Annotated in this window: 25 protein-coding genes; 14 read left to right on the top strand and 11 right to left on the bottom strand. The window is 68.0% G+C overall.

Annotation, left to right across the window (positions count from 1 at the left end; genetic code table 11):
- Nucleotides 1-166 precede the first annotated feature (166 nt).
- The gene (locus tag ACGFZQ_RS26235) at nucleotides 167-958 is read right to left on the bottom strand and encodes a class I SAM-dependent methyltransferase (RefSeq protein ID WP_393842359.1); all 792 of its coding nucleotides are present in this window, start codon (nucleotides 956-958) and stop codon (nucleotides 167-169) included.
- Nucleotides 959-1,204: 246 nt separating this feature from the next.
- Between ACGFZQ_RS26235 and mshA the strand changes: the two genes are divergently transcribed.
- The 3 genes from mshA (at nucleotide 1,205) to ACGFZQ_RS26220 (ending at nucleotide 4,880) form a co-directional block, all read left to right on the top strand.
- A complete protein-coding gene (mshA, locus tag ACGFZQ_RS26230; protein ID WP_393842358.1) occupies nucleotides 1,205-2,542 on the top strand; it encodes a D-inositol-3-phosphate glycosyltransferase in 1,338 nt (445 codons plus the stop codon).
- On the top strand, nucleotides 2,535-3,035 hold the full coding sequence (locus ACGFZQ_RS26225; protein WP_393842357.1) for a YbjN domain-containing protein: 501 nt from the start codon (nucleotides 2,535-2,537) through the stop codon (nucleotides 3,033-3,035). Before mshA ends, ACGFZQ_RS26225 begins: the two co-directional genes overlap by 8 nt.
- Before the next feature lie 159 nt (nucleotides 3,036-3,194).
- Nucleotides 3,195-4,880 carry a glycosyl hydrolase family 28-related protein gene (locus tag ACGFZQ_RS26220; RefSeq protein ID WP_393842356.1) on the top strand — a complete coding sequence of 562 codons (1,686 nt, stop codon included), beginning with the start codon at nucleotides 3,195-3,197 and terminating at the stop codon, nucleotides 4,878-4,880.
- Here ACGFZQ_RS26220 and ACGFZQ_RS26215 read toward each other — a convergent pair.
- Nucleotides 4,859-5,668 carry an AraC family transcriptional regulator gene (locus ACGFZQ_RS26215; RefSeq protein ID WP_382534875.1) on the bottom strand — a complete coding sequence of 270 codons (810 nt, stop codon included), beginning with the start codon at nucleotides 5,666-5,668 and terminating at the stop codon, nucleotides 4,859-4,861. The two genes, ACGFZQ_RS26220 and ACGFZQ_RS26215, sit on opposite strands and share 22 nt — an antisense overlap.
- Here ACGFZQ_RS26215 and ACGFZQ_RS26210 point away from each other — a divergent pair.
- A complete protein-coding gene (locus ACGFZQ_RS26210) occupies nucleotides 5,667-6,176 on the top strand; it encodes a DUF2000 family protein (RefSeq protein WP_393842355.1) in 510 nt (169 codons plus the stop codon). The two genes, ACGFZQ_RS26215 and ACGFZQ_RS26210, sit on opposite strands and share 2 nt — an antisense overlap.
- Nucleotides 6,177-6,322: 146 nt before the next feature.
- Complete coding sequence (locus ACGFZQ_RS26205; RefSeq protein WP_393842354.1) at nucleotides 6,323-7,471, top strand: hypothetical protein; 1,149 nt, start codon at nucleotides 6,323-6,325, stop codon at nucleotides 7,469-7,471.
- 40 nt (nucleotides 7,472-7,511) lie between these two features.
- Here the strand turns inward: ACGFZQ_RS26205 and ACGFZQ_RS26200 are convergent, their stop codons facing one another.
- Entirely contained in the window at nucleotides 7,512-8,804 is a 1,293-nt protein-coding gene (locus tag ACGFZQ_RS26200; protein ID WP_393842353.1) for an MDR family MFS transporter, read from the bottom strand.
- 165 nt (nucleotides 8,805-8,969) lie between these two features.
- Here ACGFZQ_RS26200 and ACGFZQ_RS26195 point away from each other — a divergent pair, with 165 nt between their 5' ends.
- On the top strand, nucleotides 8,970-9,731 hold the full coding sequence (locus tag ACGFZQ_RS26195) for a phosphoglyceromutase (RefSeq protein ID WP_382534866.1): 762 nt from the start codon (nucleotides 8,970-8,972) through the stop codon (nucleotides 9,729-9,731).
- A gap of 211 nt (nucleotides 9,732-9,942) precedes the next feature.
- Here ACGFZQ_RS26195 and ACGFZQ_RS26190 read toward each other — a convergent pair whose 3' ends face one another.
- Entirely contained in the window at nucleotides 9,943-10,257 is a 315-nt protein-coding gene (locus ACGFZQ_RS26190) for a DUF6415 family natural product biosynthesis protein (protein ID WP_393842352.1), read from the bottom strand.
- Between the two features lie 284 nt (nucleotides 10,258-10,541).
- Between ACGFZQ_RS26190 and ACGFZQ_RS26185 the strand changes: the two genes are divergently transcribed.
- The 3 genes from ACGFZQ_RS26185 to ACGFZQ_RS26175 are packed head-to-tail and all read left to right on the top strand — an operon-like array spanning nucleotide 10,542 to nucleotide 12,176.
- The gene (locus ACGFZQ_RS26185; protein ID WP_393842351.1) at nucleotides 10,542-10,802 is read left to right on the top strand and encodes a hypothetical protein; all 261 of its coding nucleotides are present in this window, start codon (nucleotides 10,542-10,544) and stop codon (nucleotides 10,800-10,802) included.
- Entirely contained in the window at nucleotides 10,774-11,301 is a 528-nt protein-coding gene (locus ACGFZQ_RS26180; RefSeq protein WP_393842350.1) for a DUF6879 family protein, read from the top strand. Before ACGFZQ_RS26185 ends, ACGFZQ_RS26180 begins: the two co-directional genes overlap by 29 nt.
- Before the next feature lie 23 nt (nucleotides 11,302-11,324).
- A complete protein-coding gene (locus tag ACGFZQ_RS26175; RefSeq protein WP_393842349.1) occupies nucleotides 11,325-12,176 on the top strand; it encodes a helix-turn-helix domain-containing protein in 852 nt (283 codons plus the stop codon).
- Between the two features lie 281 nt (nucleotides 12,177-12,457).
- Here ACGFZQ_RS26175 and ACGFZQ_RS26170 read toward each other — a convergent pair whose 3' ends face one another.
- The 5 genes from ACGFZQ_RS26170 to ACGFZQ_RS26150 all read right to left on the bottom strand — a co-directional run bounded on the left by ACGFZQ_RS26170 (nucleotide 12,458) and on the right by ACGFZQ_RS26150 (nucleotide 19,453).
- Nucleotides 12,458-14,746 (bottom strand): S8 family peptidase, encoded by a 2,289-nt coding sequence (locus ACGFZQ_RS26170; RefSeq protein ID WP_393842348.1) that lies wholly within the window; start codon nucleotides 14,744-14,746, stop codon nucleotides 12,458-12,460.
- Nucleotides 14,747-14,967: 221 nt separating this feature from the next.
- Nucleotides 14,968-15,942, bottom strand: a complete 975-nt coding sequence (locus ACGFZQ_RS26165; protein ID WP_393842347.1) for an AAA family ATPase — start codon at nucleotides 15,940-15,942, stop codon at nucleotides 14,968-14,970.
- Between the two features lie 770 nt (nucleotides 15,943-16,712).
- The gene (locus ACGFZQ_RS26160) at nucleotides 16,713-16,988 is read right to left on the bottom strand and encodes a ribosomal protein L7/L12 (RefSeq protein ID WP_393842453.1); all 276 of its coding nucleotides are present in this window, start codon (nucleotides 16,986-16,988) and stop codon (nucleotides 16,713-16,715) included.
- A 577-nt stretch (nucleotides 16,989-17,565) separates the two neighbouring features.
- On the bottom strand, nucleotides 17,566-18,363 hold the full coding sequence (locus tag ACGFZQ_RS26155; RefSeq protein ID WP_393842346.1) for a hypothetical protein: 798 nt from the start codon (nucleotides 18,361-18,363) through the stop codon (nucleotides 17,566-17,568).
- A 568-nt stretch (nucleotides 18,364-18,931) separates the two neighbouring features.
- Entirely contained in the window at nucleotides 18,932-19,453 is a 522-nt protein-coding gene (locus tag ACGFZQ_RS26150) for a hypothetical protein (protein WP_393842345.1), read from the bottom strand.
- 385 nt (nucleotides 19,454-19,838) lie between these two features.
- Between ACGFZQ_RS26150 and ACGFZQ_RS26145 the strand changes: the two genes are divergently transcribed.
- The 3 genes from ACGFZQ_RS26145 (at nucleotide 19,839) to ACGFZQ_RS26135 (ending at nucleotide 22,837) form a co-directional block, all read left to right on the top strand.
- Nucleotides 19,839-20,783 (top strand): hypothetical protein, encoded by a 945-nt coding sequence (locus ACGFZQ_RS26145; RefSeq protein ID WP_393842344.1) that lies wholly within the window; start codon nucleotides 19,839-19,841, stop codon nucleotides 20,781-20,783.
- 145 nt (nucleotides 20,784-20,928) lie between these two features.
- Nucleotides 20,929-21,546: a GNAT family N-acetyltransferase gene (locus ACGFZQ_RS26140; protein ID WP_393842343.1), complete on the top strand. Its 618-nt coding sequence runs from the start codon at nucleotides 20,929-20,931 to the stop codon at nucleotides 21,544-21,546.
- A gap of 337 nt (nucleotides 21,547-21,883) precedes the next feature.
- Complete coding sequence (locus ACGFZQ_RS26135) at nucleotides 21,884-22,837, top strand: alpha/beta fold hydrolase (RefSeq protein ID WP_393842342.1); 954 nt, start codon at nucleotides 21,884-21,886, stop codon at nucleotides 22,835-22,837.
- Between the two features lie 200 nt (nucleotides 22,838-23,037).
- On the opposite strand, the gene ACGFZQ_RS26130 is transcribed toward ACGFZQ_RS26135, so the two are convergent.
- Together ACGFZQ_RS26130 and phoU are read right to left on the bottom strand one after the other, a co-directional pair.
- Complete coding sequence (locus tag ACGFZQ_RS26130; protein ID WP_351746889.1) at nucleotides 23,038-23,193, bottom strand: hypothetical protein; 156 nt, start codon at nucleotides 23,191-23,193, stop codon at nucleotides 23,038-23,040.
- Nucleotides 23,194-23,394: 201 nt separating this feature from the next.
- Nucleotides 23,395-24,084 (bottom strand): phosphate signaling complex protein PhoU, encoded by a 690-nt coding sequence (gene phoU, locus ACGFZQ_RS26125; RefSeq protein WP_382534847.1) that lies wholly within the window; start codon nucleotides 24,082-24,084, stop codon nucleotides 23,395-23,397.
- 223 nt (nucleotides 24,085-24,307) lie between these two features.
- On the opposite strand from phoU, the gene ACGFZQ_RS26120 reads away from it, so the two are divergent.
- On the top strand, nucleotides 24,308-25,564 hold the full coding sequence (locus ACGFZQ_RS26120) for a sensor histidine kinase (RefSeq protein WP_393842341.1): 1,257 nt from the start codon (nucleotides 24,308-24,310) through the stop codon (nucleotides 25,562-25,564).
- A complete protein-coding gene (locus ACGFZQ_RS26115; RefSeq protein ID WP_010358452.1) occupies nucleotides 25,561-26,241 on the top strand; it encodes a response regulator transcription factor in 681 nt (226 codons plus the stop codon). Before ACGFZQ_RS26120 ends, ACGFZQ_RS26115 begins: the two co-directional genes overlap by 4 nt.
- Nucleotides 26,242-26,349: the final 108 nt, after the last annotated feature.

Here is a 26,349-nt window from a genome sequence, read left to right as displayed (position 1 = left end):
ATTAACCGTCAGTAACTTCCGGCACGGGGAGGATCGTGCCATGTCACGCCGCAAACCGACAGAGGTAGTGACGGGTGGGTTCCTCCCCGGTTTCCCCCCGCGCATGACGATCTCCCCGCCTATGTGACGAACACCTCACCGAGATCGTTCCCGGCGTCCGCGGGTGTCAGGCCGAGGGTGCCAACGCCTCCCATGCCACGGTCATTTCCCCCTGCCGCCAGCGCACCGCCGAGTCCGTCACCGGCCAGTCGCCGGTCAGATCCCGCACCGTCCGGATCCACCGCTGCCGGGCGCCGTACGACGCGTAGGGTGCGGCGGCCGCCCAGGCGCGCTCGAAGTCCCGCAGGAACGCGTGCACCGGCTCGCCCGGCACATTGCGGTGGATGAGTGCCTTCGGCAGCCGCTCGGCGAGGTCCGACGGCCGTTCCAGGGAGCCGAGCCGGGTCGCGAAGGTCACCGTCCGGGGCCCCTCGGGCCCGAGCGCGACCCACACGTGCCGCCGGCCGATCTCGTCACAGGTCCCCTCGACCAGCAGCCCGTCCGGCGCGAGCCGCGCACACAGCCGCGCCCAGACGGCGGCGACCTCGCGCTCGTCGTACTGCCGCAGCACGTTGGCCGCGCGAACGAGCAACGGCCGCCCGGGGACCGGGACCTCGAACCCGCCATGCCGGAAGACCAGCCCCTCCCGCTCGTACGGCTTCGCGGCGGCGACCCGGTCGGGCTCGATCTCGATCCCGACGACCCGCGCGCGCGGCGCGACGGTACGCAACCGCCCGAGCAACTCGACGGCGGTCCAGGGGGCGGCGCCGTACCCGAGGTCCACGGCCACGGGGTCGACGGCGCGACGCAACGCGGCCCCATGGGTGGCGGCGATCCACCGGTCCATACGGCGCAGCCGATTGGGGTTCGTGGTCCCGCGCGTCACCGTCCCCACGGGGCGGGAAGCGCGGGTAGCCATGGATACGAGGGTAAGTGTGAGGCGCTCCTGTAAGGGGCGCGGGGAACTGCGCGACCAGCCCCCACCGGCCCGCACGGCATCCACAACCACCCCACGCATCCCATCATCGAACGGTTGAGCGATCACGGGCAATGTATAGGCAAAATCGGCCACCTCGGAATGGGAGTCCACCCCCTCCGCGTTGCAGTTTCTCGGAGGGTCCCCACACCCTCCGACAGGCATGCCCGCAACAAGGAGGACCGCCACGTGAGCCAGTACGTCAGCAGGCTCGGGCGTCGCTCTCCGGCGGCCCCCTCACGGCTTCGGCTGCACCGCAGGCCCCGCCGCGTCGCCATGCTCTCCGTGCACACCTCACCGCTCCACCAGCCCGGCACCGGCGACGCCGGCGGCATGAACGTCTACATCGTCGAGCTCGCGCAGCGCCTCGCCGCGATCAACATCGAGGTCGAGATCTTCACCCGGGCCACCTCCGGCGGCCTCCCGCCCACCGTGGAGCTCGCCCCCGGCGTCCTCGTCCGGCACGTCGACGCCGGCCCCTACGAGGGGCTCGCCAAGGAGGACCTCCCGGCCCAGCTGTGCGCCTTCACGCATGGCGTGATGCAGGCCTGGGCCGGTCACCGCCCCGGCTACTACGACCTCGTCCACTCGCACTACTGGCTCTCCGGCCACGTCGGCTGGCTCGCCGCCCAGCGCTGGGGCGTCCCCCTGGTGCACGCGATGCACACCATGGCCAAGGTCAAGAACGCCAGCCTGGCCGACGGCGACACTCCCGAGCCCGCGGCCCGCGTGATCGGCGAGACCCAGATCGTGTCCGCGGCCGACCGCCTCATCGCCAACACCTCCGAAGAGGCCGACGAACTCGTACGCCACTACTGCGCCGAACCCGCCAAGGTCGCCGTCGTCCACCCCGGCGTGAACCTGGAACGCTTCCGCCCCGCCGACGGCCGCGCCGCCGCCCGCGCCCGCCTGGACCTCCCGCAGGACGCGCTGATCCCGCTCTTCGCGGGCCGCATCCAGCCCCTGAAGGCCCCCGACGTGCTGCTCAGGGCCGTGGCCGTGCTCCTCGACGAGCGGCCCGAGCTGCGCCCCCGGATCGTCGTACCGATCGTCGGCGGCCCCAGCGGCAGCGGCCTCGCCAAGCCGGAGGGCCTGCAGAAGCTGGCCGCCCGGCTCGGCGTCGCGGACGTCGTCCGCTTTCGGCCGCCGGTCGGCCAGGAGCAGCTGGCGGACTGGTTCCGGGCGGCCTCCGTGCTGGTCATGCCCTCCTACAGCGAGTCCTTCGGCCTGGTGGCGATAGAGGCGCAGGCGGCCGGCACCCCGGTCCTCGCCGCCTCGGTCGGCGGTCTGCCGGTGGCCGTACGGGACGGCGAGACCGGCTTCCTGGTGCGCGGTCACGATCCCGCCGACTACGCGCGCGTGCTGTGCCGTTTCGCCGACGACCCGTCCCTGGCGGACCGTTTCGGCGACGCCGCCGCCCGGCACGCCCAGTCGTTCGGCTGGGACACCGCGGCCGCCGCCACCGCCGACGTCTACATGGCCGCGACCCAGTCCCACCGCCGTCGCGTACGCTCGGCCCATGGGTGATGTGGACAAGGCCGCGCAGGTCATCGAGGGGGTCCTGAAGGACGCCGAACTGGAGTGGGAGAGCCCCGGGCCCGGCAACTACGTCGTACAGCTCCCCGGTACCCGCAAGCTCAAGACCACCGTCTCCTTCCTGGCCGGCCGCCACTCCCTCTCCCTGAACGCCTTCGTCATCCGGCACCCCGACGAGAACGAACCCGCCGTCCACCGCTGGCTCCTGGAGCGCAACCTCAAGCTGTACAGCGTGAGTTACGCCGTCGACCGGCTCGGTGACATCTACGTCACCGCCAGGCTGCCGCTCGCCTCCGTCACCCCCGACGAGATCGACCGCCTGCTCGGCCAGGTCCTGGAGGCCGCGGACGGCGCCTTCAACACCCTCCTGGAGCTGGGCTTCGCTGCCGCGATCCGCAAGGAGTACGCGTGGCGGGTGTCCCGGGGCGAGTCGACGCGGAACCTGGACGCGTTCACGCACCTGATCGAACGCCCCGCTGACTGACTTCAGGTCCAGACCTGATTGACCCCTGCACGACTCTTTCGAGGTGACGGGGCGCCGTGGCATGCTCGCGGCCGACGCACATATGAACGTCGTTCACAACCATGAATAGCCGCGCACGAACAGCGGCCATGAAGAGCCGCCATGGGAAGGACGTACGGAATGAGCACCGCCGGAATGAACACCGCGCAGCACGGCATGACAAGACGGAGCCTCCTCGCCGGCGCAACGGCGGTCGCCGCGACCGCCGTCGCGGGCACCCCCGCCCGGGCATCAGCCGCATCGGTCGCTTCGGGCGGCGAAGTCCCGTCCCTCTGGCGGGAGTTCACCCGCACCCCCTTCACCCACCCGCAGATCCCGTACGTCGGCCGGGCCGGAGCGGCACGGATCCGCCGCCTTCCCGTGGTGGCCGACGTCCGCGCGTTCGGCGCGGTGGCCGACGGCGTCACCGACTGCGCGCCCGCGATCAACCGTGCCATCGCCGCTGCCGCCAGGGCCGGCGGTGGCACGGTCACCATCCCGCCCGGCACCTTCCGCATCGACGGCCTGGTCCACCTCGCCTACGACCACGTGGTGCTGCGCGGCGCCGGCAGCGGCCGTACGACGCTGCACGCGACGAAGAACCTCACCGAGCTGATCGGCCCCTACGGCTCCCGCTACGGCGGCACGAAGTCGGCGTGGTCCTGGGCGGGCGGCCTGATCTGGCTGGCGCCCAAGGCCCGTTGGGACTCCCTGACCGCCGCGATCAAGGCGCAGGACTGGCCGTTCGAGGGCTGGACCGGCAACAAGCGTGACGAGTGGGAGCAGTTGACGCCGGTCGCCCCCGCCCGCCGGGGCGAGTGGACGGTCACCGTCACCGACCCGTCCCGGCTGCGCCCCGGCCGCCTGGTCCTGCTGCGCGTCTCCGACGACTCCGCCCACACCCTCCTCCAGCACATGTCGGGCGGCGGCCCGGGCCCGGCCGCGTACTCCTGGGAGGACAAGACCAAGCTGCTGTCCTACGTCCCCTACGAATGGCCCGTCCGCGTCACCGCCGTACGAGGACACCGGGTGACGCTGGAGCGCCCGCTCCCGGTCGACCTGCGCCCCGAATGGAACCCGCAGCTCACCACCCACGTCCGTGAACTGACCGGATCCGGGGTCGAGGGGCTCACCCTGGACGTCGTCGAGACCCCGCAGTCCCCGCACCTCCTCGACAAGGGCTACAACGGGGTCGTCCTGCAGTGCGCGTACGACTGCTGGGTGGACGACGTCACGGTCCGCAACGTCGACAACGGCTTCGGCCTGGTCGCCGCCTCCGCCTGCGCCCTGCGCCGCACCCGGGTCGGCGGCCGGGGCGAGCACCACCCCTACTTCTGCCGCGAGGGCTCGCACGACAACCTGATCGAGGACTTCACGGTCGAACAGCGCACGGTCCCGGCCCCCTCCGACACCCAGCTCCACGGCATCAACGTCGAGGGCCTGTCGTCGCACAACGTGTGGTCGCGCGGCGAGATGCAGATGGGCACCTTCGACTCCCACCGCGGCCTGCCCTTCGCCAACGTCCGCACCGACATCACGGTGAACAACAACGGCCGGCACGGCGGCGACGCCAACGCGGGGCCGCTGTTCGGGGCACGGTTCACGCACTGGAACGTCCGCGTGACCAACGGCCGCGCGGGCCTGATGCGCCTCGACGGCCTCGCCCCCTGGTCCGCGACGGTCGGCCTGAACGAGGTGACCGACTTCGACCAGATCGACGTACCGGACTTCACCGGCGACCTGCACTCCCGCCTGGAGCTGTACGACACCTGGGACGCGGTGCGGCCGCGGAACCTGTACGAGGCTCAGCGCGCGCTGGACCGGTAGCGCCCCGGGGTCACCCCCACCAGCTTCCTGAAGTGCCGGGTGAGATGGGCCTGGTCGTAGAAGCCGGTGGCGGCGGCCGTCTCGCCGGGCGGGACGCCGTCGAGCAGCAGCCGGCGGGCGCGGCCGACCCGGCGGGACATCAGGTACTGGTGCGGGGCGATGCCGTACGCGCCGCTGAACGCCCGTACCAGATGGGCCGGGTGGGCGTGCAGCAGCCGCGCGGCCTCGTCCAGGGCGAGCCCCTCGCCGACCCGCTCGTCGAGGAGCTCGCGGAGGGTGCCGGCGAGGGCCGGATCGGCGGGCCTCGGTGCTGCCGTGAGCCGGGGGCGGAGCAGGCCGCGCAGCCGCTCGCCGATGAGGGTGAGCCGGCTCTCGGCCTCCAGTTCGTCGCCGGGGCGCGCGAGCGAGGCGTGCAGCCGGCCGACGCGGCGCCGCAGCAGCGGGTCGCGCAGGTCGGGTCCGTCGACGGCCGCGCCGATGAGCTCGTCCCCGAGGAGGGTGCCGTCCAGGTAGACCACGCGCTTGCGGAACCCGTCCGCCGTGGCCGGGGAGCCGTTGTGCGGGACGTGCGGCGGCAGCAGGGACACGGTGTCGTCCGGGGTGCCGTGCTCATGCCGTTCGAGGTCGTACCGTACGGCGCCGTCGTCCACGATGAGCAGCGTCCAGGCGTCATGGACGTGCATCGGATACGCGTACTCGGTGAAGTGCGCGTGGAAGACCTCGGTGACGCCCGGGACACGGGGGCGCCAGGCGGTGACTTCCTCCGTGAGGTGCTGCCGGGCGGCCATGCAAAGAACGTACAAGACGAGGCCGTACGACGATCGGCAGTCTCATTGCATGAGCACTGAACCCATCGCGCCCGCCCCTTCCGACGTCCGTCCCGAGGTCCGCTTCGACACCAAGATCGCCGTGCTGCTGCGGGACGACCTGGAGCCCTGGCAGCGCCTCAATGTCACCGCGTTCCTGGTCAGCGGCCTGGGCGCGACGGTCCCCGAGGTGGTCGGGGAGCCGTACGGGGACGCCGACGGGGTGGCGTACCTGCCGATGTTCCGGCAGCCGGTGCTGGTCTTCGAGGGCACGAAGGAGACGATGAAGGCGGCGCACGAGCGGGCGCTGAGCCGGGCACTGCCCCGGGCCGTGTTCACCGCGGACCTGTTCGCCACCGGCAACGACCGCGACAACCGCGCGGCCGTCCGGGCGGTGCCGACGGCGGAGCTGGACCTGGTGGGGCTCGCGGTGTACGGGCCCCGGAACGGGGTGGACAAGGTGCTGAAGGGGGCGCGGATGCATCCGTGAGGGTGGATGTATCCGCGGATGTGTGCGTGAGGCCCGGTGTATCCGTGAACGGCGGACTGGGCCGGTCGGAGGAATCACATGGCGTGACCGGGTGATCCGATCATCACACTCGCCCCATTCCCTGGCGAACGACGCATCTGACTGTCATGCGACTTATCAAATTCAGCAGCATGGCGGCGGTGGCGGCGGCGGTCGTCACGAGCGTGACGGGCGGACCGGCGACCGCCGTGGGCCAGGATGACGGGACCTCGGTTCCCTGTAGCACGACGGCGCTGACCACTGCCATCGACGCGGCGTCACCGGGCGAGACGCTCTCCCTCGCGCCTGCCTGCACTTACCATCTGACCTCGGCCTTCACCAGCGGTGAGGGTCTGCCGACCATCGCCCAGCGCCTCACGATCCGGGGCAACGGCGCGACGATCGTCCGCGACGGGAACGGGACCGCCCAGTTCCGGATCTTCCATGTCATCTCCGGCGGCAACCTCCGCCTGGAGGATCTCGCCGTCCGCGGCGGCAGCGTCAGCGGCGACGGCGGAGGCATTCTGGTGGACTCCGGCGGCAGGCTCACGCTGGTCGGTGTCGACGTGATCGACAACACCGCGTCGGGCAGCGGCGGCGGTGTGGCGGTGCCGGCGGGCGCCACGGCGGTCGTACGGCGTGGCTGGATCGCGTTCAACAACGCGCTCAACGGTGCCGGGCTGTACAGCGGGGGAACGCTGAGCGTGGACGACTCCGAACTCAGCCGCAATCACGCCCGGAACATCGGCGGTGCCCTCGCCCGGGTCGCCGGCAACGCCTTCCTGCACGCGACCCTCGTCAGGCGCAACACGTCGGCCGTCGGCGGTGGCGGCGTCACCAACGGCGGGGCCGGATCGCTGGAGTTCAGCGACAGCAAGATCGCGAACAACACGACCACCGGTACCGTGGGCGGCGGCATCCAGAACCTGTCGAACCTGAGGCTGGAGAAGACCGAGGTCAGCGGCAACGTCGTCGGAGGCACGGCGGGAGCCGGGGGCGGCATCTCCAACACCAGCGGCGCCGTGCTCGTGCTGAAGGGCAGCGAGGTGCTCCGCAACAGCGCGAACGGCAACGGCAGCTCCCGGGCCGGCGGCATCTACAACAACGCCGGATCGGTCACCCTCGACCACACCCACGTCCGCAACAACGCCTCCACGGTGGCTCCCGGAGGCGTCTTCACGACCAACCAGTTCACGGTCATCGACTCGGACATCAGCCGCAACATCCCGACGAACTGCGCGGGAAGCCCCGTCGTGGTGACGGGCTGCTCGAACTGAGGCGGCCGGGCCGGGCCCCGCGGGCCGGGGCGCTTGCCGGTCAGGCGCGTGCCTCGGCCTCTGCCCCGGCCGCGTCCTTCGTGGCCGGGGTGCGCTCCTGCGACACGCGCTCTTCCGGCGTCCGCTCCTCCGGCAGCCGCCGCATGAGAACGCCGTACCCGAACGCCGCCGCCGTCCCCACGACCGCGCACACCCCCCACAGCCACCGCGCCCCGAACCGGTCGATGACGACACCGGACATCAGCGGCGCGATGAGCGCGGCGGCGGACCAGGACAGCGAGTACATGCCCTGATAGCGCCCCCGCCCGTGCACCGGCGAGAGCCGCACCACCAGCCCCGTCTGGGTCGGCGCGTTGACGATCTCGGCGAGCGTCCACACGCACACGGTGAGCGCGAAGACCCCGACGGACCCGGCGAAGGCGGTGAGCCCGAACCCGTACCCCGCGAGGAGGGAGGAGACGACGAGCAGCGACCGCGGGTCACGGTGCTCGATGACCCGCGTGACGGGAATCTGGAGTACGACGATCAGCACGCCGTTCACCGCGATGGCCGTGCCGTAGTCAGCGGGCGAGAACCCGGCCTGGCCCATCGCCACCGGCAGTCCGACGGACCCCTGCTGGAAGACCAGGGCGACGAGGAAGGACAGCCCGACGACGGCCATGTACCGCCCGTCTCGCACCACGGTCCAGAGGCTGACCGCGCCACCGCCCTTGGTGCCGGCCCCCTTGGCGGCGCGCTCCGGCCGCGACTCGGGCACCTTGGCGAAGACGAGGACGGCACAGACGGCGGTCATCCCGGCCTCGATCAGGAACCCGGCGCGATAGCTGACCTCGGCGATGAACCCGGCCCCCATGGACGACACGGCGAACCCGAGATTGATGGCCCAGTAGTTCAGCGAGAACGCCCGCACCCGGTCCCGCGGCCGCACGATGTCGGCCATCATCGCCTGCACGGCCGGCCGGGACGCGTTGGAGGCCATGCCGACGAGGAAGGCGACGCCGGCGATGGCGACGGGATCCCGCACGAACCCGAGCAGCGCGACGGCCCCCGCGGTGGAGCCCTGGGCGAGAAGCATGGTCGGCCGCCGCCCCAGCCGGTCGGCCATCACCCCGCCGCCCAGGGCGGAGACCACCCCTCCGAGTCCGTGCAGGGAGGCGACGAGCCCGGCGTAGGAGGCGCTGTATCCGCGGTCCAGCGTCAGATAGAGGGCCATGAACGTGGCGACGAAGGCGCCCAGCCGGTTGACGAGGGTGCTGGTCCACAGCCACCAGAACTCACGGGGCAGACCGGAGACGGTCTCCCGGACAGCGCGCCGCAGGGCGACGGACGGCATGACTCCCCCAGGACAAGGTGTAAGTGACGCAAGGACTGAGCGGACATTACTTATGCGTCGCTCACCTGAGCCACTCAATTAACAAAAGCAGTCAACTGTCCGACGTCTGGGACGCCCTCCGGGCGCGGGCACTCCGCCCCGAACACGTGGATTACGCTCTGACCCATGGCCGACGCACCGTACAAGCTGATCCTCCTCCGCCACGGCGAGAGCGAGTGGAACGCGAAGAACCTGTTCACCGGCTGGGTGGACGTCAACCTCAACGAGAAGGGCGAGAAGGAGGCAGTCCGCGGTGGCGAACTCCTGAAGGACGCCGACCTCCTCCCCGACGTGGTCCACACGTCGCTCCAGAAGCGCGCGATCCGCACCGCCCAGCTCGCGCTGGAGTCCGCGGACCGCCACTGGATCCCGGTCCACCGCAGCTGGCGCCTGAACGAGCGCCACTACGGCGCGCTCCAGGGCAAGGACAAGGCGGCGACGCTGGCCGAGTTCGGCGAGGAGCAGTTCATGCTCTGGCGCCGCTCGTACGACACCCCGCCCCCGCCGCTGGCCGACGACTCGGAGTTCTCCCAGGCCGCCGACCCCCGCTACGCGACGATCCCCCCGGAGCTGCGCCCCCGCACGGAGTGCCTCAAGGACGTCGTCCACCGGATGCTCCCGTACTGGTACGACGGCATCGTCCCCGACCTCCTGACCGGCCGCACGGTCCTGGTCGCCGCCCACGGCAACAGCCTGCGCGCACTGGTCAAGCACCTCGACGGCATCTCGGACGCCGACATCGCGTCCCTGAACATCCCGACGGGCATCCCCCTCTACTACGACCTCGACGCCGACTTCAAGCCACTGACCCCCGGCGGCCGCTACCTCGACCCGGACGCAGCGGCAGCAGCAATCGAGGCAGTCAAGAACCAGGGCAAGAAGAAGTAAGCCTGCACGATCAAGCCCCTCACCTGCTGTTTCTCTGCGGGTGAGGGGCTTTTTGGTCACCTGGGGCCGTGAGGGGGTCGATCGGGCCGCGCTCAGTAGTCGAGGAACTCCGGCTCCGGTTGTTCTCTTGTCTCTGCCTGGGCTCCCACCTCGCGGAGGGCTTCCGCCTTCCGTGTCGCCAGGTCCTTCCGCTCCTCGGTGGGTGGAGCCGTCACCGCGGGGCCAACCGCTCGTAGTGCTCGCAGAGGGTTTTCACCGAGCGGGCCAGCCGGGCGGCGACGGAACCGCGGATCGCGTCGGTGTCGCCGGGGCCAAGGCACAGGCGGATCTCCGCCTCGCCGATGCACGCCATCGCGGCGGCGCGGTTGGCAGAGGCCTCCGGGAGAACGCAGGCCCTGGCCCGGACTGCGGGGATGAGCGCCTTGATGTACTCGCGGAAGGTCGCCGCGAGTCCCTCCAATTCGGCACCCTCAAAGTGCTTTTCAGGGGCGTCTACGGCGAGCACGAGCAGCGTGCTGCGGCGCATCGCCGTGACGTTCGGAGGGGGACTGTCCGCCTCTGCCGTGCTTGGCCCTGAAGTTGTAGCGTGCGGCACGTCGACTCCTTCGCAGTCGGCCACTCCCCGGGAGGTGACCGCCTCGCCGGGGTTCTTCTTACGGCCATCGACGCTAAGAGCGTGACGCGCACTACTTCCACTAATGTTCACCGATGTTCACAGCATCCCGGTTCTGCTGGTGCACCCTTGACCAGTTACCTCAGCTGCTGGACGGTGGTGTACATCTGTGAACGCCACCAGCAGCGGAGGCAGCGATGACACTACGGTTCATCGGCATCGACCCCAACACGGGCACAGGCGAGAGCCCCACCGTGTGGGTCGATGACACCACGAACGAACTGGTCATCCAGGGATGGAAGCCGGACCAGGCGCTCGAAGCGGAATGCGCCGCGTTCGCCGTGCCGGGGCACGCGGTAGGCATCCCCGACCATGAGGCAGTTGTCCGAATCCCGGCCCGCATGGTGCCGGTCCTGAGGGAGGCGTGCGATGCCGTCGAGCGTGCCGAGCTTCGATGAGCTCCTGGACGGCGCCGAGCGCTCCGCCGTCCACCTGGAGATGCGGGACGCCTACGGGGTGGCCGGCGAGGCCGACGACTTCACCCACTGGAAGGCCACAGGAGAACGGGACACCAACCCGGATTCCCCGTACTGGGGTCCCTGGACCAGGCTGATCCGGCGGACCGTCGCCCGCGGCGTCGTCGTGCGCCGAGCCCGCATCGTGTCCGAGCCGGTCACCGACTACATCCGGTACGAACACGGGGCCACGCAGGTCAACATCGACGCGGGCGAACAGGTGCGTTGGCTGCCACGCCGCCGAGCCTCGGACATCGCCCTGCCCGGCAACGACTTCTGGCTGATCGACGGCCGGCTGATCCGGTGGAATCACTTCAGCGGGGACGGGGCATCGGGAGGCGGGGAGATCAGCGAAGACCCGGCTGCGGCGAAGCTGTGTGCCGAGGCGTTCGAAGCCGTGTGGGTGCGCGCCACCCCACACGACGACTACAGGATCAGCTAGCGCGGAAGGTGCACGGCCGGCTCATGCCCATCTCCCCATCCTCCTCAGCCCAAGCTGCACGCGAAGGGGTCGCGCTGCGGCTCCGAGACCTGCGCGCCGATGCGGGCATCACTGGGAGTGAGTTGGCCGAGCGGTGCGGGTGGACGCATCCGAAGACGTCCCGGCTGGAGAACGCGCGCACGCCTCCCACGCCGGACGACATCCGCCGCTGGTGCACCGCGTGCGGTGCCGAGGACCAGGCCGCGGACATCATCGCTCAGTCGCGTGACGCCGAGTCCCTCTACAGCGAGTGGCGGCGCAAGGTCCGTGCCGGGCTGAAGCGCCTACAGGACAGCTACGTGGAGCTGTACCAGGCCACGCAGTTGTTCCGGATCTACTCGCCCACCCTGGTGCCCGGGCTGCTGCAGACCGAGGGATACGCGTGCGCCCTGCTGTCCGCCAACGCTCGGCTGCTCGGTATCCCTGATGACTCCGACGAGGCCGCGGCTGCGCGCGTCGAGCGTTCGAGGGTGATCCATGAGCCGGGTCACCGGTTCGTGCTGCTGATCGAAGAGGGCGTTCTCCGCTACCAGTTGGGAGACAGCGATGCGATGGCAGCCCAGCTTGGCTATCTCCTGACGGCCGGGGTGCTGCCGTCCGTCTCGTTGGGCATCATCCCCGGCGCGACCCGGGAGCGCGTCCTGTGGCCGCAGGAGCTGTTCCACGTGTATGACGACACCCTCGTCTCGGTGGAGCTGCTGTCGGCCCGGGTCCGCGTCACACAGCCCTCCGAGATCGAGCTGTACATCAAGGCGTTCGAGCAGCTGCGCGCCATGGCCGTGTACGGCGCCGAGGCGCGGTCCCTGATCCTCAAGGCCATCGACGCCCTGGACTGACCCCCGAACCCACGAAAGCGGCCCCGCCCTCCCAGCCACCGTCCACACGCCACAACAACGTGCACAGAAAAGCGGATCACGCCCACCGTCAACCATCAGCCGGGACCGGACAGCCCCACAGACCAAGAGTGAGTTACAACTTTCTCTACTGGTCCAAGGCGGCTCGCTCCGCTCCCCGCGCGCAGCCCCGGCCCCCGGCCGCGCCTGCGCTCCTGCCTCCGCCCCGCTCCAGCCCGGCCGGCGCCCGTGCCGCGCAAGAGGTGTAGGCCGCCTGAGCGGGATTACGGGCGAACTTCAACCCTGCTGCGTACCTGGTCTCTGACTTGCTGATAAACGTCGACGCCGACCGCAGGAGCTACCCACAATGACACTACAGCGGCGTACGGAACTTTCGCTCCATCCAACCCGCCCGCTTGCTCCAAGCATTTGACCTTAATGCTCATTTCGGATCCATGCCCGTAAGCAAAAGCCTGCTGCGTTTCCCAGCTCAAATGTTGCACGGTACCGGCTCCTCGAGTCGCCGTATTCGTCGACAATCCCACAGGAGTTCCCAGCTTGGGAATATCACCGTTTGGCTTAACAAGCGAGAGCGCGGCTTTCCGATACTGTCGATGCCGCCAATTTACTGGCGAGAGCCAAGCGAGAGTAGCATCAATCTTTTTCACCTCGCGTACACTCAAACCATCGGGTAGCGGAAAAACCAATTCTTGCTCCTCCGATGCCCCAATTGAGCCACAGAATAGCAACACGGCCTCGTTGGAGGCACAGCCACCCGACAGGTCGCGAGTATGGACTCCGTTACCCGTTACCCGTTCTAGAGGAAAGTCGCCCTGCGGAACGTCCAGCGGGCCAGTGCCATGAACCAGGAGCGCTTTGACTGCAGAGGCACGCTGGCCGCGTGTTAGAGACTTGCCGACCGTGATCTGTTCAATTAGCTCGTAGAGCCCTGCCGCCTGACGAGTTACCAAAGCGCACGCCGGGCTCGTCCCCGCAATGAACAACTCCCGTCCAGACTCGGGAGCTGCTACACGGATCCCCGGCCCTCGAGTAGTGGCGCCGGTAAACTCAAGCGCATCACTAGGCTGCGGCGGAATTCGAAAGAATGCCTTCCCCCCACTTGCCGCCAGTTCCGGCTTGAGACTTCGCCTATATCCAGTCCCAACTGCCGTAAAGGGGCTGATAGCCAAAAGGCCATCTGCCGGATCCGCGACATATCCGATCGGGCTCACCTGGGACCCATCGTCATGGATGGCGCCCACGGTGATTGAATTAATTGACTCGGATGGGGAAATCAGGCGCCGATTGAACTGATCGCGCCCCTGAGATTCGAGGACCGCTTTTCTTCGGTCATCACCACGCAACTGCAGAAGCTGTTCAGTGTTCAATGAGTACAGAGGGAGTCGGCCATGGTTGCCGGCTGACACGATGATCAGGACACCGTAATGGTAGCTGAGCCAGTCCAGCATGCGGGCCCACGAAGAAACTAGGGTGTCAAAAAGAGTCGCAGGATCGCCGACAGAAAGATTGACGATAGCGATATCCGCGCCCACAGGGCCCTCGCCATCGTGCTCTTCGAATAGTTCACGGAAAGCGCGCCGCATCAAATCTGGGGCTAGCTGGCCAGGCGGAAGTTCTTCACTTCGGTCAGCAGTGTCGTCGGAAGGAGCGAGAATAGGCCTGACCAAGATGGGACGCAGCAAGGGATTGTCACCTTCACTGAGATCTCCCCAAACTACAGCGGAAGACATCCAAGTCCCATGCTTGCGTTCGTTCACTGTGGAGTCACTTGCCAGGTCGTCTGGATCATGCACCAACACCCGATCCTTGAGGAGTGGGTGATTTGCTGCAGGAACTCCATCGAGAAGACAAACAATCGGAGCGAGGTTCGATGGCGCAACCAGAGGAGCATCGCCGCTCGACTCAATCGGAACACCGTGCACAGGCATTGCCTGACCTGTGACGCGGAGGTACATGACGTTGGCAGATTTCACCAACTGCACATTATCAAAATGCCCGTTAGCTAGATCAGAAAGGATCTGCGTTGGGACTGTGCACCTAAGTCCATGATATCCGATACTATCGATGACGACCGACGAGCTAATCTCCCCGCCAGCCTGGGAAATAAGGGTCGCCACTTCCCTTTGCGATTTATCGCGTGCAGCGACTGTTTTTCTGTACCAAAGCTCTACTTCCACTTCGAGGAGAATCCCAGGGAGCTGTCCTCCGAAGTGCTCCTCCCAGGGCACCATCTTGAGCCGGTCCTGCGGCCCCCAAGGGCGAACATCCTTCAAGTGAACAAACAGATCACGAAGAGGGGCGTAGCCGTGGGGTAGTTTTCCCCCACGCTTCCAAGTACGCCATTTACCAAGAAGGTTATTAAATGCAGTCTGATTTAGGCATGCCGCGTGAAGGCAGGAGCTAAGAAGTGGGTTGCGAGGAGTCTTAGACTTGAGTGTGAAGTCCGCATCGGGATCTACTTCGTCTTCTGTCTCGATAAGAACCTCCATACCGAGACGTTGCGCAACCTTTTGTAGGTCGACCTGTTCCTCAATTGCTTCAAAAACCAGCACTAGTTGAGGATCCGCCTCTTGGATGGACGCGGCCACCTGGATTTGAGCTGCCAACTCCTCGGCTGCCGAATCCATTCGGTCGTTCAAACGTTCAATGCGGCGACCGCCTCCGCTGATATTTACCCGTACACTGCTGCCACCCCCCATACTGAATCTTACAGAGGGCCCCGGTTCCCCTAGGATTACCGGACGAGAGCGTGAGACTTCGCCGTCCGCACTTGTCATTCAGTTTCCCCCACACGAACTGACCAATGATGCAAGACCCTTTGTGCTACTTCTTTAACATCTGGTTCCGGCCCAGAAAGAATCGATCGACGCTGAACATCTAGTGCAAATTCTTCAAGCTCTGCATAGCTCACTTCACTTAGGCGCTCTGCAATCGTTCGCAACGATAGGCCGAACTCGACACCGGTTCGTGCTGACCACGCGCTCAGCCACTCAATCCGGCCTGCTCGCGTCGGATGAGGAAGCTCAAGTCGCAACTGCATTCGCCTCCACACCGCGCGATCTAGCAACTCGGCATGATTTGTGGCAGCCACAACAACTACGTGACTTGGCAGCTTGTCTACCTGCAAGAGTAGTGAGCTTACAACCCTCTTAATTTCGCCCGTTTCGTGAGTGTCGCCACGCTCTTTTGCCACAGCATCGAATTCATCAAAAAAGAGGACGCATGGTCGAATCCTGACAGCCGCAAACAAGGTTTCCATTCGCGTAGCCGTCTCGCCGAGATAGCTGCCAATCAAGCCTTCATATCGAACACTCAACAGAGGTACTGCCAGCTCAGTGGCGACTGCCTCAGCTAGCGTGGTTTTCCCTCCACCGGGAGGACCGACGAAAAGAAGCCTGTGCCGGGGTTCAACTCCATGGCTCCGCAGCAAGTCGCGCCTGTGGTGCTCTTCAATGAGTTCATTGATCGCAAGTCGAACATCGCTCGTGAGGACCAGCTCGGTGATGCGCTTCTCAGGCTCCATCTCATGGAAAAGGCCAGGGGCTTCACTGTTGCGCGCAAGTGTGGAAACCTGATTGCCGGGGGCCGGACGGCGTTTCGTCAAGGCATCTGCAAGCTGCGAGGCAAGAACGCCATGCTTCTTGCCTTCTTCCTCGGCGATGAGCGCTTCGGCGGCGCGCCTGAAGGCAAGCTCGTCTCCCCCTGCTCCTGACTTAACCAACGCCAGCAGCAAGTCTGCACGCGCCACGAGTCCTCCCACGATCAAACTTGTCTGTTGCGGCTATACCCCATCCTCGCAGAAGCGCTCAGTTGAGCTGGAGCCTACTGTCAACTGTGGAGGTTGTACCCAAAAATCCCGAAGATCGGTGATCTCTGCAGCTGGAACACGAGAAACCCTGCGGCTAGCACGGATGGCCGACAAGCCAGCAGCGTGGCTGAGGCCGGTGGGGGTGCAGCGAGACACACGCGCGCCTGCTCGGTCGACGCACCCACCATCGTGGCTGGCTGTCGATGGCTGAGGCCTAAACGACCCCTCACGTCGCCCGCCTGGGTAGCTCAGACGGGTTACGCCTCAGCGCCTCCCGAGCTGAGCAACACACCTAGCACCACATCGTGGTTCGGCAGGGCCAGCCACGACTTTGCCCGCCAACATGGCAGGCTCCAGCTCATCGAAGGGCCGGAGCTCAAGTACCTGATCAAGGAACACCTTGGCAAGGATGTGATCCCGGGCCCGGTCCCCCCGAAGAGGCGCCCCTCGCGCTGAGGCCGGCAACCCGCCCACACGGACCGAGGAGCTGGGCCGTCCCTGGGCCGTCCGAGGTCGCTCGACAGCGGCCGATGACGACCAATGACGACCACCAAGCGCCCGGGCCCACTGCTCCTGACCAGCCAAAACCCAGCTCACCTAGATCCACGGCAAGACGCACGCGCCACGATCAAGGCCCCTGCCTGCGGTTTCTCCGCCGGAAGGGGCCTTGTCCGTGTGGTGGGGCCGTGAGCGGGTCGATCGGGCCGCGCTCAGTACTTGAGGAACTCAGGTTCCGGTTGTTCTCTTGTCTCTGCCTGGGCTCTCACTTCGCGGAGGGCCAGGGCGGCCGCCGCTGCGTCTTCCTGGGGCACGCCGCCGAGTACCAGGGCAGGGACCTGCGTTGCCAGAACCTTGCTGCGCCAGAGACTCAGCCCGGTCAGCCGACGCACGACCTGAGCGACATCCAGCACACGGACACCAGGGTCGGTGAGCACCACGTCATGGGGCACGTCGTCGCACACCAGCAGGAAGCACTCGTCTGCCATCGCCTTCCCGCCCATCTCTGGTTCGGAGCGCACGAACTCTCACTCATCATGGCGCGTCGCTTCGGTGGTGACACCTCGGACGAGCCTGGACGGTTGTGTGTCGGTTGATGCTTTCCGGTTCCTCGCCTGTTCTGCGCTTCTTCGGGCCGTAATCCTTGTAGCGGTTCACCTCCTTGCTGTCCTGGTCGAAGACGTCAGCCAGTCCCTCCCGGAGGGCGTGTCCTGGACGGTGGTAGAGGAATCGGACCCGCCGATCGCGTCACACCGTGTCGAGAAGCCGAACGCCCGCCGTACGGTCGCCGCATGACTGAACTGGCGTTGCGGGGACGCCGGGTCACGGCGCGATTCAAGCGCGACGCCGTGCCGTTGGAGCGGGCGTGGAGGTGATCGGGAATCCGTATCCCGCTCGATGCCGTAGAGACGGTCCGTACGCGAGGACGTGCCGGACAGGATTCGCGAGCAAGTACGGCAAGTGGGCTCAAGCCGCGCGTCACTGAGATCGTCCTGACCTCCGCCGGGCGGCCACAGCCACGGCAGCCGGTGATCAGTTGTCAGCGATACCGATCGCGCCCGCCGCCTACGGCCCGCCGTCGAAGAAGCCGGACTTCAGGTCCCGGATGGTGGCGTCGAGTGGATGCCCACTGACGATGAACGGTCCGCTCCAGGGCGCGCTGAGTGCGAAGAGCAAGGCCAGGCTCAGCCCGACCACACTCGCAACCCCCACAATGAGCAGCGACGTTCGCACACTGCTGCGGAAGACCAGTGCGCCCGAGTTCACGATCAAGGCCAGTCCGCTGACCACAAGCGTGACGACGTAGAGTCCGGGAACGTCGCGTGAGGCGGCCGCAACACGGGCGCGACGACTACTGGTGACACCGTCCAGGGAAGCCACCAGCTCCGTGCCTGTCGGGGTTCCCACCTCGGGCCGGGCCGCCTCGGTGCGCACACTCCGCTCCAGCCGTGCGATCGCACGAGCGGTGGCCGGGTCGTCACCGGACGCCGCTGCTGTACCCTCCCACTCCCCGGCACGCGTGGCCTGCAAGTAGTCCAGCAGTGCCGCATGGATCGGCTCCGACTGGACTCGCGGACTTGTCGCCGCCCATGCCAGGCGGGAGGCCGCGGCCGCCTCATCGCTCACCAACCCCTCGGCCGTGCGCAGGTAGCCGGCCTCGCTGGCCAGTGAGAGTGCCGCGAAGATCGCGAAGGCGGCGCCGAGTGTCGGCATCAGGGGCGTGGCGATCTGCGGCACCCGATCCCGTTCCGCGACCGGTACGAGCGCCCGGACGCCGACCCGCGCCGCTGCCGCGACCAGTAGGGCGAGTAGGAGTCCGCTCACAACCAGCACCACCGCCGGCAGCGAGGTCAACCAGTTCACCACATCACCTACAGCGCGTTTCCGCGAGCGCCCCAGCGCGGCGACCCATCGGGCCCGGGACCTGGAACTCCTCGTCGATCACTTTTAATGAACGCTCCATGATCACAGGGCGAAGACCTTTGACGCTCACGACGCCCGGCACGGCACCTCTTTTGGTCGGCAAACAGCCGAATACGGCCCCGGGCCTGTCGGCCAGGCGCCCGATCGAGCAGCCGGCATCGAGCGGCCGCCTTCGACCCGGTCCCCATGCGCGACCTTCCACGAAGCGAGGGGGACTGTGGTCGGCGGTGCGTCAGGTGCATGATGATCCGGTGACTTCATGGCTGCGCACCCGGAGCACATGGTTGCTCGTACTGCTCCTGTGGGCGATCACGCTGACGGCCGCGCTGCTCGGGATTGCGTTCGACCGGGCCTTCCTTGAACACCCCCCTCTCAGGCCCTTCGCCTCTGACCTCCCCATGACAGTGGGCGGCACTTTCCTCGTCGCCGTCGCGAGCGCCGGAGGGGTGCGTCGTGGACGACGGAGGCAGGACCGCTGAGGCGGAGCCGGTGCGACGGGAGGGAGATTTCAGCGTCGCTCGGGCGGATTGGGGTCCCAGCCAACCGCGAACGACCACTTGACGTTTGGCTCCGAGGTGAAGCTGACCGAGCCGCTGGAGTGGGTCTCGCTCATCTGGATCTCGTTCAAGGTCGGCAAAACCTTCCCTTTCTCGCACAGAGTCCGAATGAAGGTGTTCGTCGGCTGCACCCGCACGGTAAGGCGCCCCGCCCCTTGGCAGTTGACGGCGATCGCGAGGGTCTTTCCCGCCTTGATGCCGCCGGGAATCTCGTAGACGGCGTTGCCCTTGACCGAAGTGCCACTGGCCAGGCTGGTGATGCCGTCCGGGGCGAACTTCGGGGCGCTGGCCACGGAAGGCGCGTACGGGTCAGGGGTTGCGCCGGCAGTGGATGCTGAGGGCGGCACTGTTGCCGCCCGGGGCGGACGACCGTCCGAAGTGGCGTCCTGATGACCGGAGTCGCAGCCGGCTGTCGCCAGCGCGGCGATCAGCGCGCAGCCGAGCAGGTGGGCGGAACGCCGTGTGGTCGCCATCAGGACTCCCGGATATGTCAGCCCACGTATGGGGCGTGCAGCTCGTGCCCACCGTCCGCACACGTGCTGCCGCTCCCGGGGCTGCGGGACTCCACGCTCACCTGGCCCGCGGAGGCGTCACCATACCTGCACGATGTGGCCAGGGAGACAGGGAGACAGGGAGACAGGGAGACAGGGAGACAGGGAGACAGGGAGTGGCGGGACGTGGGACGGTTCGCCGTCCCGCGCATCGCCCTGGACGGTTCCCCGCCGCACAACCTTCCCGCGGGTTGGCGTGTCTCAGTCACATACCAATGCCGACCGGGTCCGGTCGGTCCATGGATTGCCTGCGCGGGGCACGACGGCTTGCCGCTGTCGTGCCCGGCGCGTCTGACACGGAGAACGCATGCGTATTCGCACCACCGCGGCCCTCGCCGTCGCCTGCGGCGCCGCCGCGCTGACCTGGGTTGCCGTTCCGGTCGCCACCGCCGCCGATGCCCCGGCTTCCGTACGGCCCTGGCAGCTCGCCGGCGCGTCCGCCGACGGCAGCGCGCGCACGGCCACCACCGCAACCGCCAAGCAGCCCTACCCGCTGGCCGTCACCTTCTCCAAGGTGAAGGTCGCCAGCGGCAAGTCCGCCGTGTCCGTCGGCACGGATGCCATCGTGCACGTGTCCTACAGCTTCAACCTCACCGCCACCAACGTGGACGTCTCGGCACCGGACTTCTTCGTCGGTCTCGACCTCTACCGCGGGTCCGCCACCAAGCCGACGAGCGACCTCTACGGCGACCAGCCGGCGACGTGCGACGTGACCTCCTCCGAGTCCTCGTACGAGAAGGTCGTCACCGGCATGTCGTGCAAGGGCAAGGTCGACATCTACCCGCGCTCGGACCTGCACAACGCCGACGCCGGAGCGAAGTGGCACGCCGTGGCCTGGGCGATCGCCTACAACGGCCAGAAGCCCGGGGACCCGGCCGACGTGAGCAAGATCGGCACCGCCGAGCTGGCCGGGCAGGCCTCTCCCACGGTCCGCCGCCTGTCCAAGCTCACCACCAACGCCGCGCCCGAGCCGGTCAGGAAGGGCAAGACCCTCACCGTCACCGGCGCTCTCACCCGGGCGAACTGGGACACCCACAAGTACGCCGGCTACACCGGGCAGAAGGTCAAGCTGCAGTTCCGCAAGAAGGGAACCAGCACCTACACGACCCTCAAGACCATCTCCACGGACAGCCACGGCAACCTCAGGACGACCTACAAGGCGACCACCGACGGCTACTGGCGCTACTCGTTCGCCGGTACGACGACCACCCCGGCCGTATCGGCCACGGGCGACTTCGTCGACGTCAAGTAACCAGTAACCAGTAATCAGTAGCCCGTCACGCGTTCCGTGCCGGAGCCGACATCCGTACCGGCTCCGGCACGCGCCTCGTCGAGCCTCCTGGATCCCACGCTCAAACCGCAGGACGGCAGGTCCCTCGACCCGGCACACTGCGGCAATGGCCGATCATGATCGAGATGTTCCGCATCCTCGCTTCCGCCGCAAGCCCACACTGGACGGGGAGGCGGTCCTGCTGCGGCCGGTCACCGTGCACGACGTGGCTGCGCTCATGCCCGTCTTCCAGGACGCGCAGGTGACACGGCTGACCGGCAGTCATCGTGAGAACGGACTCGATGAGGCGCGGCTACGAGCGTGGTACGGCACCCGTGCCGACCAGGACGACCGTCTGGACCTGGCCGTGGTGGAAAGGGCGACGGGCAACGTCGTCGGGGAAGCCGTGCTCAACGAGTGGGACGCGGGCAACGAGAGCTGCAGTTTCCGTATCGCTTTCGTGCCCGACGCGCAGGGACGTGGTCTGGGGACCGAGGCGACCAGGCTGATCGTCGGATACGGCTTCGAGGAACTGGGGCTGCACCGCATCTTGCTGGAGGTGTACGCCTTCAATCCGCGGGCCCGTCGGGTCTACGAGAAGGTGGGCTTCGTCCCCGAGGGCGTCCTGCGTGACGCCCTGCTGTGGGAGGGCGGGCGAGTGGACGCCGTCGTGATGTCGATCCTCGCACCGGAGTGGTTCGAGCACCGCGGGTGGCCGGCAGGGACCGGCCGGACACCGTCCTAGCCGTGCCCCGGCGCTGGAACCGCGGCTGCCAGAAGAAGCCCACCCCGCTGACGCCCGAAATGTGGTGCGCGGCCGGCGCTGGCAGGTCTCTCTCTGGCCATCGACTAGGCCCGACCGTCGGTTGGGTCCCGGACGTGTCTCCGGGCCGCCCCCGACAGATCGGGGATGCAACCATTCCCTACGGAGCTGGAACCCCCGGAAGCCGGCCGCGCGGTTGTGACCCTAGCCGGGGGGGACTGACAACGGGCCTTCGGTGAGGTTGTGGTCGCCGGCCACGAGGTCTTCGTGGGGTTGCCGGATCGGCAAATGAGGTCGTGGTCCTGGACTCGGCGCTCGCATGATCCTTGGTAAGGCGCTGAGGCGCTGGGACCGAGACCGAGGAGGGGCCATGGAGGGTACGCATCGGGTTGTTTCCGGTGGTGGACGGCGGATTCATCTTGTCGAGCAGGGGACCGGGCCCCTCGTGCTGCTCGTGCACGGGTTTCCCGAGGGCTGGTACTCCTGGCGGCATCAGTTGCCGGTGCTCGCCGCGGCGGGATACCGGGCCGTCGCCATCGACGTGCGGGGGTACGGACGCTCCGGCAAACCGGTCGCGCCGGACGCCTATCGGATGGGCGAGCTCGTCGAGGACAACGTCGCCGTGGTGCGTGCGCTCGGCGAGGAGTCGGCCGTGGTCGTCGGCCATGACTGGGGCTCCACCATCGCCGCGAACTCCGCGCTGCTCAGGCCCGAGGTCTTCCGGGCCGTGGGGCTGCTGAGCGTGCCGTACGCCCCGCGCGGCGGCCCCCGGCCCAGTGACGTCTTCGCGCAGATGGGCAGCGGCGGCGGGGGCGGTGGCGGTGGCGGGGAGTTCTACGTCTCGTACTTTCAGGAGGCGGGGCGGGCCGAGGGGGAGATCGAGCCCGATGTACGGGGGTGGCTCGCGGGGTTCTACGCCGCCTTCTCCGGCGACACCATGCCCGGACCCGACGCCCCCGACCCGCACTTCGTCGGTGCGGGGGGGCACCCTGAGGGACCGGTTTCCCGTCGGCCGTCGGCCCGGCTGGCTCGGCGAGCGGGATCTCGACGTCTACGCCGGGGAGTTCGAACGCACCGGGCTCACCGGCGCGCTCAACCGGTACCGGAACATGGACCGCGACTGGGAGGACCTCGCCGCCTACGACGGTGCCCCGATCACCCAGCCCTCCCTGTTCGTCGGCGGCAGCCTCGACGCCTCCACGAACTGGCTGGCCGAGGCCATCGAGGCGTACCCGGTCACCCTGCCCGGCCTGGTCTCCGCGCACCTTCTTGACGGCTGCGGGCACTGGATCCAGCAGGAACGGCCCGACGACCTCAACCGGCTGCTCGTCGACTGGCTGGCCGGCCTGCCGGCCTCCTGACCGCCCCGTCGGCATCCAACCGGCGGCTCCCCCTGCCAAGACCCCTCGCCCCTCCACCGACGCAAAGGGCCCCCGACCGAAGTCGGGGGCCCTTACGGGTACGTCGGGTGGCTCAGCCGCACTGGCAGGGGCTGCCCGACTGGCAGCCGCAGCCGCAGCCCGAGCCGCACCCGCACGCGCCGATGACCAGAAGGTTCTTGATCTCGACGGGCTGCTCGGTCTCGCGCTGCTGTGTGGGGTCGGGCGTGGTGCTGGGGGATTCGGCCATGGATCCCTCCTAGGGGTCCCTAGAGGTAGGGCGAGGTAGGGCGTGGTGCATTTGCCCATTCCCCGCCCATTCCATACCTGTTCCGCTGGGCGCATCAACGGCGCACAGTGGCGCCCACGCGCCCGCTCCGCACGACCTCGCGAGCCGAAGCCCACCCGGCGGGATCAGGCCCACCGGCGGGGTCAGGCCCACCCGGTGGGGTCAGACCCCCTCGGTGCCCGTCACCGGCTGGATGTCCGGCTGCAGGTCGTCCGCGTGCTCACCGGTGACCAGGAAGACCACGCGCTTGGCGACGGCGACCGCGTGGTCGGCGTACCGCTCGTAGTAGCGGCCGAGCAGCGTCACGTCGACCGCCGTCTCGATGCCGTGCTTCCAGCGGTCGTCCAGCAGGTGCTGGAAGATCGTGCGGTGCAGCAGGTCCATCTCGTCGTCGTCCTGCTCCAGCTGGAGGGCCAGGTCGACGTCCTTGGTGATGATGACCTCGGCGGCCTTGGCCATCAGGCGCTGCGCGAGCTGACCCATCTCGAGGACGGTCGCGTGCAGGTCCTGGGGGATGGCGTTGGCCGGGTAGCGCAGCCGGGCCAGCTTGGCGACGTGCTGCGCCAGGTCGCCGGAGCGCTCCAGGTCGGCGGACATGCGCAGCGAGGTGACGACGATCCGCAGGTCGGTCGCCACCGGCTGCTGGCGGGCCAGCAGGGCTATCGCCCGGGCCTCCAGGTCGTGGTGGAGCTCGTCCACCTTCTGGTCGGCCTCGATGACGCTTTCGGCCAGCTTCAGGTCGCCGTCGAGGATCGCCGTCGTGGCGCGCCCGACGGCCGATCCGACCAGCCTGGCCATGTCGACCAGGCTGTCGCCGATCGAGTCGAGTTCCTCGTGGTACGCGTCCCGCATCAGGGTTCCCTCTCGTACGTTTGTTCTAGTGGGGGCCGGGAGCCGGGGTCCGTGGCCGAAACCAGCTGCGAACCCCACGCTCCCATGTTCTGGTCCCCGCGCGTCCGTTTCTGCCATCGCAAATGAACCAATACTGGCTCCAAGGTGAACTTCGGGCGACGAGTGTTCGAGCTGACACCTCGCGGACTGTGGGGATGTCGTACCCCCTGCTTAACCTGTTTGCATGGACGTGAACGCGGCGGTCGCCGCAGCGGCAGCGATCGCCGGGGTACTTACCGGTGTCATCGCCATGCTGGCGTTCCGCTGGAGCGAACGCGACCAGAAGCGACCGACCAGGACTTCTCTGCACACCGACCCCGTACTGCCCCCGGGCGTGGACACCGTACTGAGCGTGCTGCGCTCTTCAGCGGTCGTCCTCGACGAGGGCGACATCGTGGTCAAGGCGAGCTCGGCGGCGTACGCCCTCGGACTGGTGCGCGGCGGCAAGCTCGCCGTCGAACCGATGCTCCAGATGGCCCGGGACACCCGGCGCGACGGCGAGATACGCCAGGTCGAGCTGGACCTGCCCCGGCGCGGTACCGGACGCGGAGAGGCGCTCGCCGTCTCCGCCCGGGTGGCGCCCCTCGGCTCCCGGCTCGTACTGCTACTGGTCGAGGACCTCACCGAGGCCCGTAGGATCGAGGCGGTACGACGCGACTTCGTGGCGAATGTCAGCCACGAGCTCAAGACCCCGGTCGGCGCACTCTCCCTCCTCTCCGAGGCCGTCATGGACGCCTCGGACGATCCGGAGGCAGTGCAGCGCTTCGCCGGTCGTATGCAGATCGAGGCCACGCGCCTGACCAACCTGGTCCAGGAGCTCATCGATCTGTCGAGAGTGCAGAACGACGATCCGCTGGAGGACGCCGAGCCCGTCCGAGTGGACGAACTCGTCGCCGAGGCGATCGACCGGTGCCGCCACCAGGCCGGCACCAAGCAGATCACCATGGCCGCAGGCGGCACCGCCGACCTGCACGTCTGGGGCAACCGCGGCCAGCTGGCCGCCGCTCTCGGCAACCTCGTCGAGAACGCCGTGAACTACTCGCCGGCCCGGACCCGGGTCGGAATAGCCGCCCGCCGGCTCAGCGCACCCGGCGGCGACATGATCGAACTTGCCGTGACCGACCAGGGCATCGGCATCACCGACAAGGACAAGGAGCGCATCTTCGAGCGCTTCTACCGCGTCGACCCGGCCCGCTCGCGGGCCACCGGCGGTACCGGTCTCGGTCTCGCCATCGTCAAACACGTGGTCGCCTCGCACGGCGGGGAGGTCACGGTGTGGAGCGCCGAAGGTCAGGGCTCCACGTTCACCCTCAGGTTGCCGGAGGCGGGCGCGGCTCGCGACCGCGCCTCGCAGCACCCCGACCCCGACCTCGATGACGAGGCCGGCACCACCGAGTCATCCCCGTACGAACCGCTTCCCGCCCCGGAGGTCCATCCGTGACCCGAGTGCTCGTCGTCGAGGACGAGGAGTCCTTCTCCGACGCCCTGTCGTACATGCTCCGCAAGGAGGGCTTCGAGGTCGCCGTGGCGGCCACGGGCCCCGACGGACTCGACGAGTTCGAGCGCAACGGCGCCGACCTCGTCCTCCTCGACCTGATGCTGCCCGGCCTGCCGGGCACCGAGGTCTGCCGCCAGCTGCGCGGCCGGTCCAACGTCCCCGTCATCATGGTGACGGCCAAGGACAGCGAGATCGACAAGGTTGTCGGGCTCGAAATAGGAGCCGACGACTATGTCACCAAGCCCTTCTCCTCCCGCGAGCTGGTCGCCCGTATCCGGGCCGTCCTGCGCCGTCGCGGGGAGCCGGAGGAGGTCACCCCGGCCGCCCTTGAGGCCGGTCCGGTCCGCATGGACGTCGACCGCCACGTGGTGACGGTCTCCGGCTCCAAGGTCGACCTCCCGCTCAAGGAGTTCGACCTGCTGGAGATGCTGCTGCGCAACGCCGGCCGCGTCCTGACCCGTATGCAGCTCATCGACCGGGTCTGGGGCGCCGACTACGTCGGTGACACCAAGACCCTCGACGTCCACGTCAAGCGCCTGCGCGCCAAGATCGAGCCGGACCCGGGCGCCCCGCGCTACCTGGTGACGGTCCGCGGTCTCGGCTACAAGTTCGAGCCGTAAACCGCTGACCTGGTCCTACGACCGTACGGCCGAGCCGAGCCGCGGTCACGACCGCGGGGCTGAGCGCCGTGCGGTGAGGACGGCGGAGTCGGTTGCCGTGCGGTGACG

Origin of the sequence: Streptomyces sp. NPDC048254, from assembly GCF_043201895.1 — a bacterium.
Classification (GTDB): Bacteria; Actinomycetota; Actinomycetes; order Streptomycetales; family Streptomycetaceae; genus Streptomyces.
Note: the sequence above shows the minus strand (reverse complement) of the source record. Positions and strands in the feature narration are given on the sequence as shown.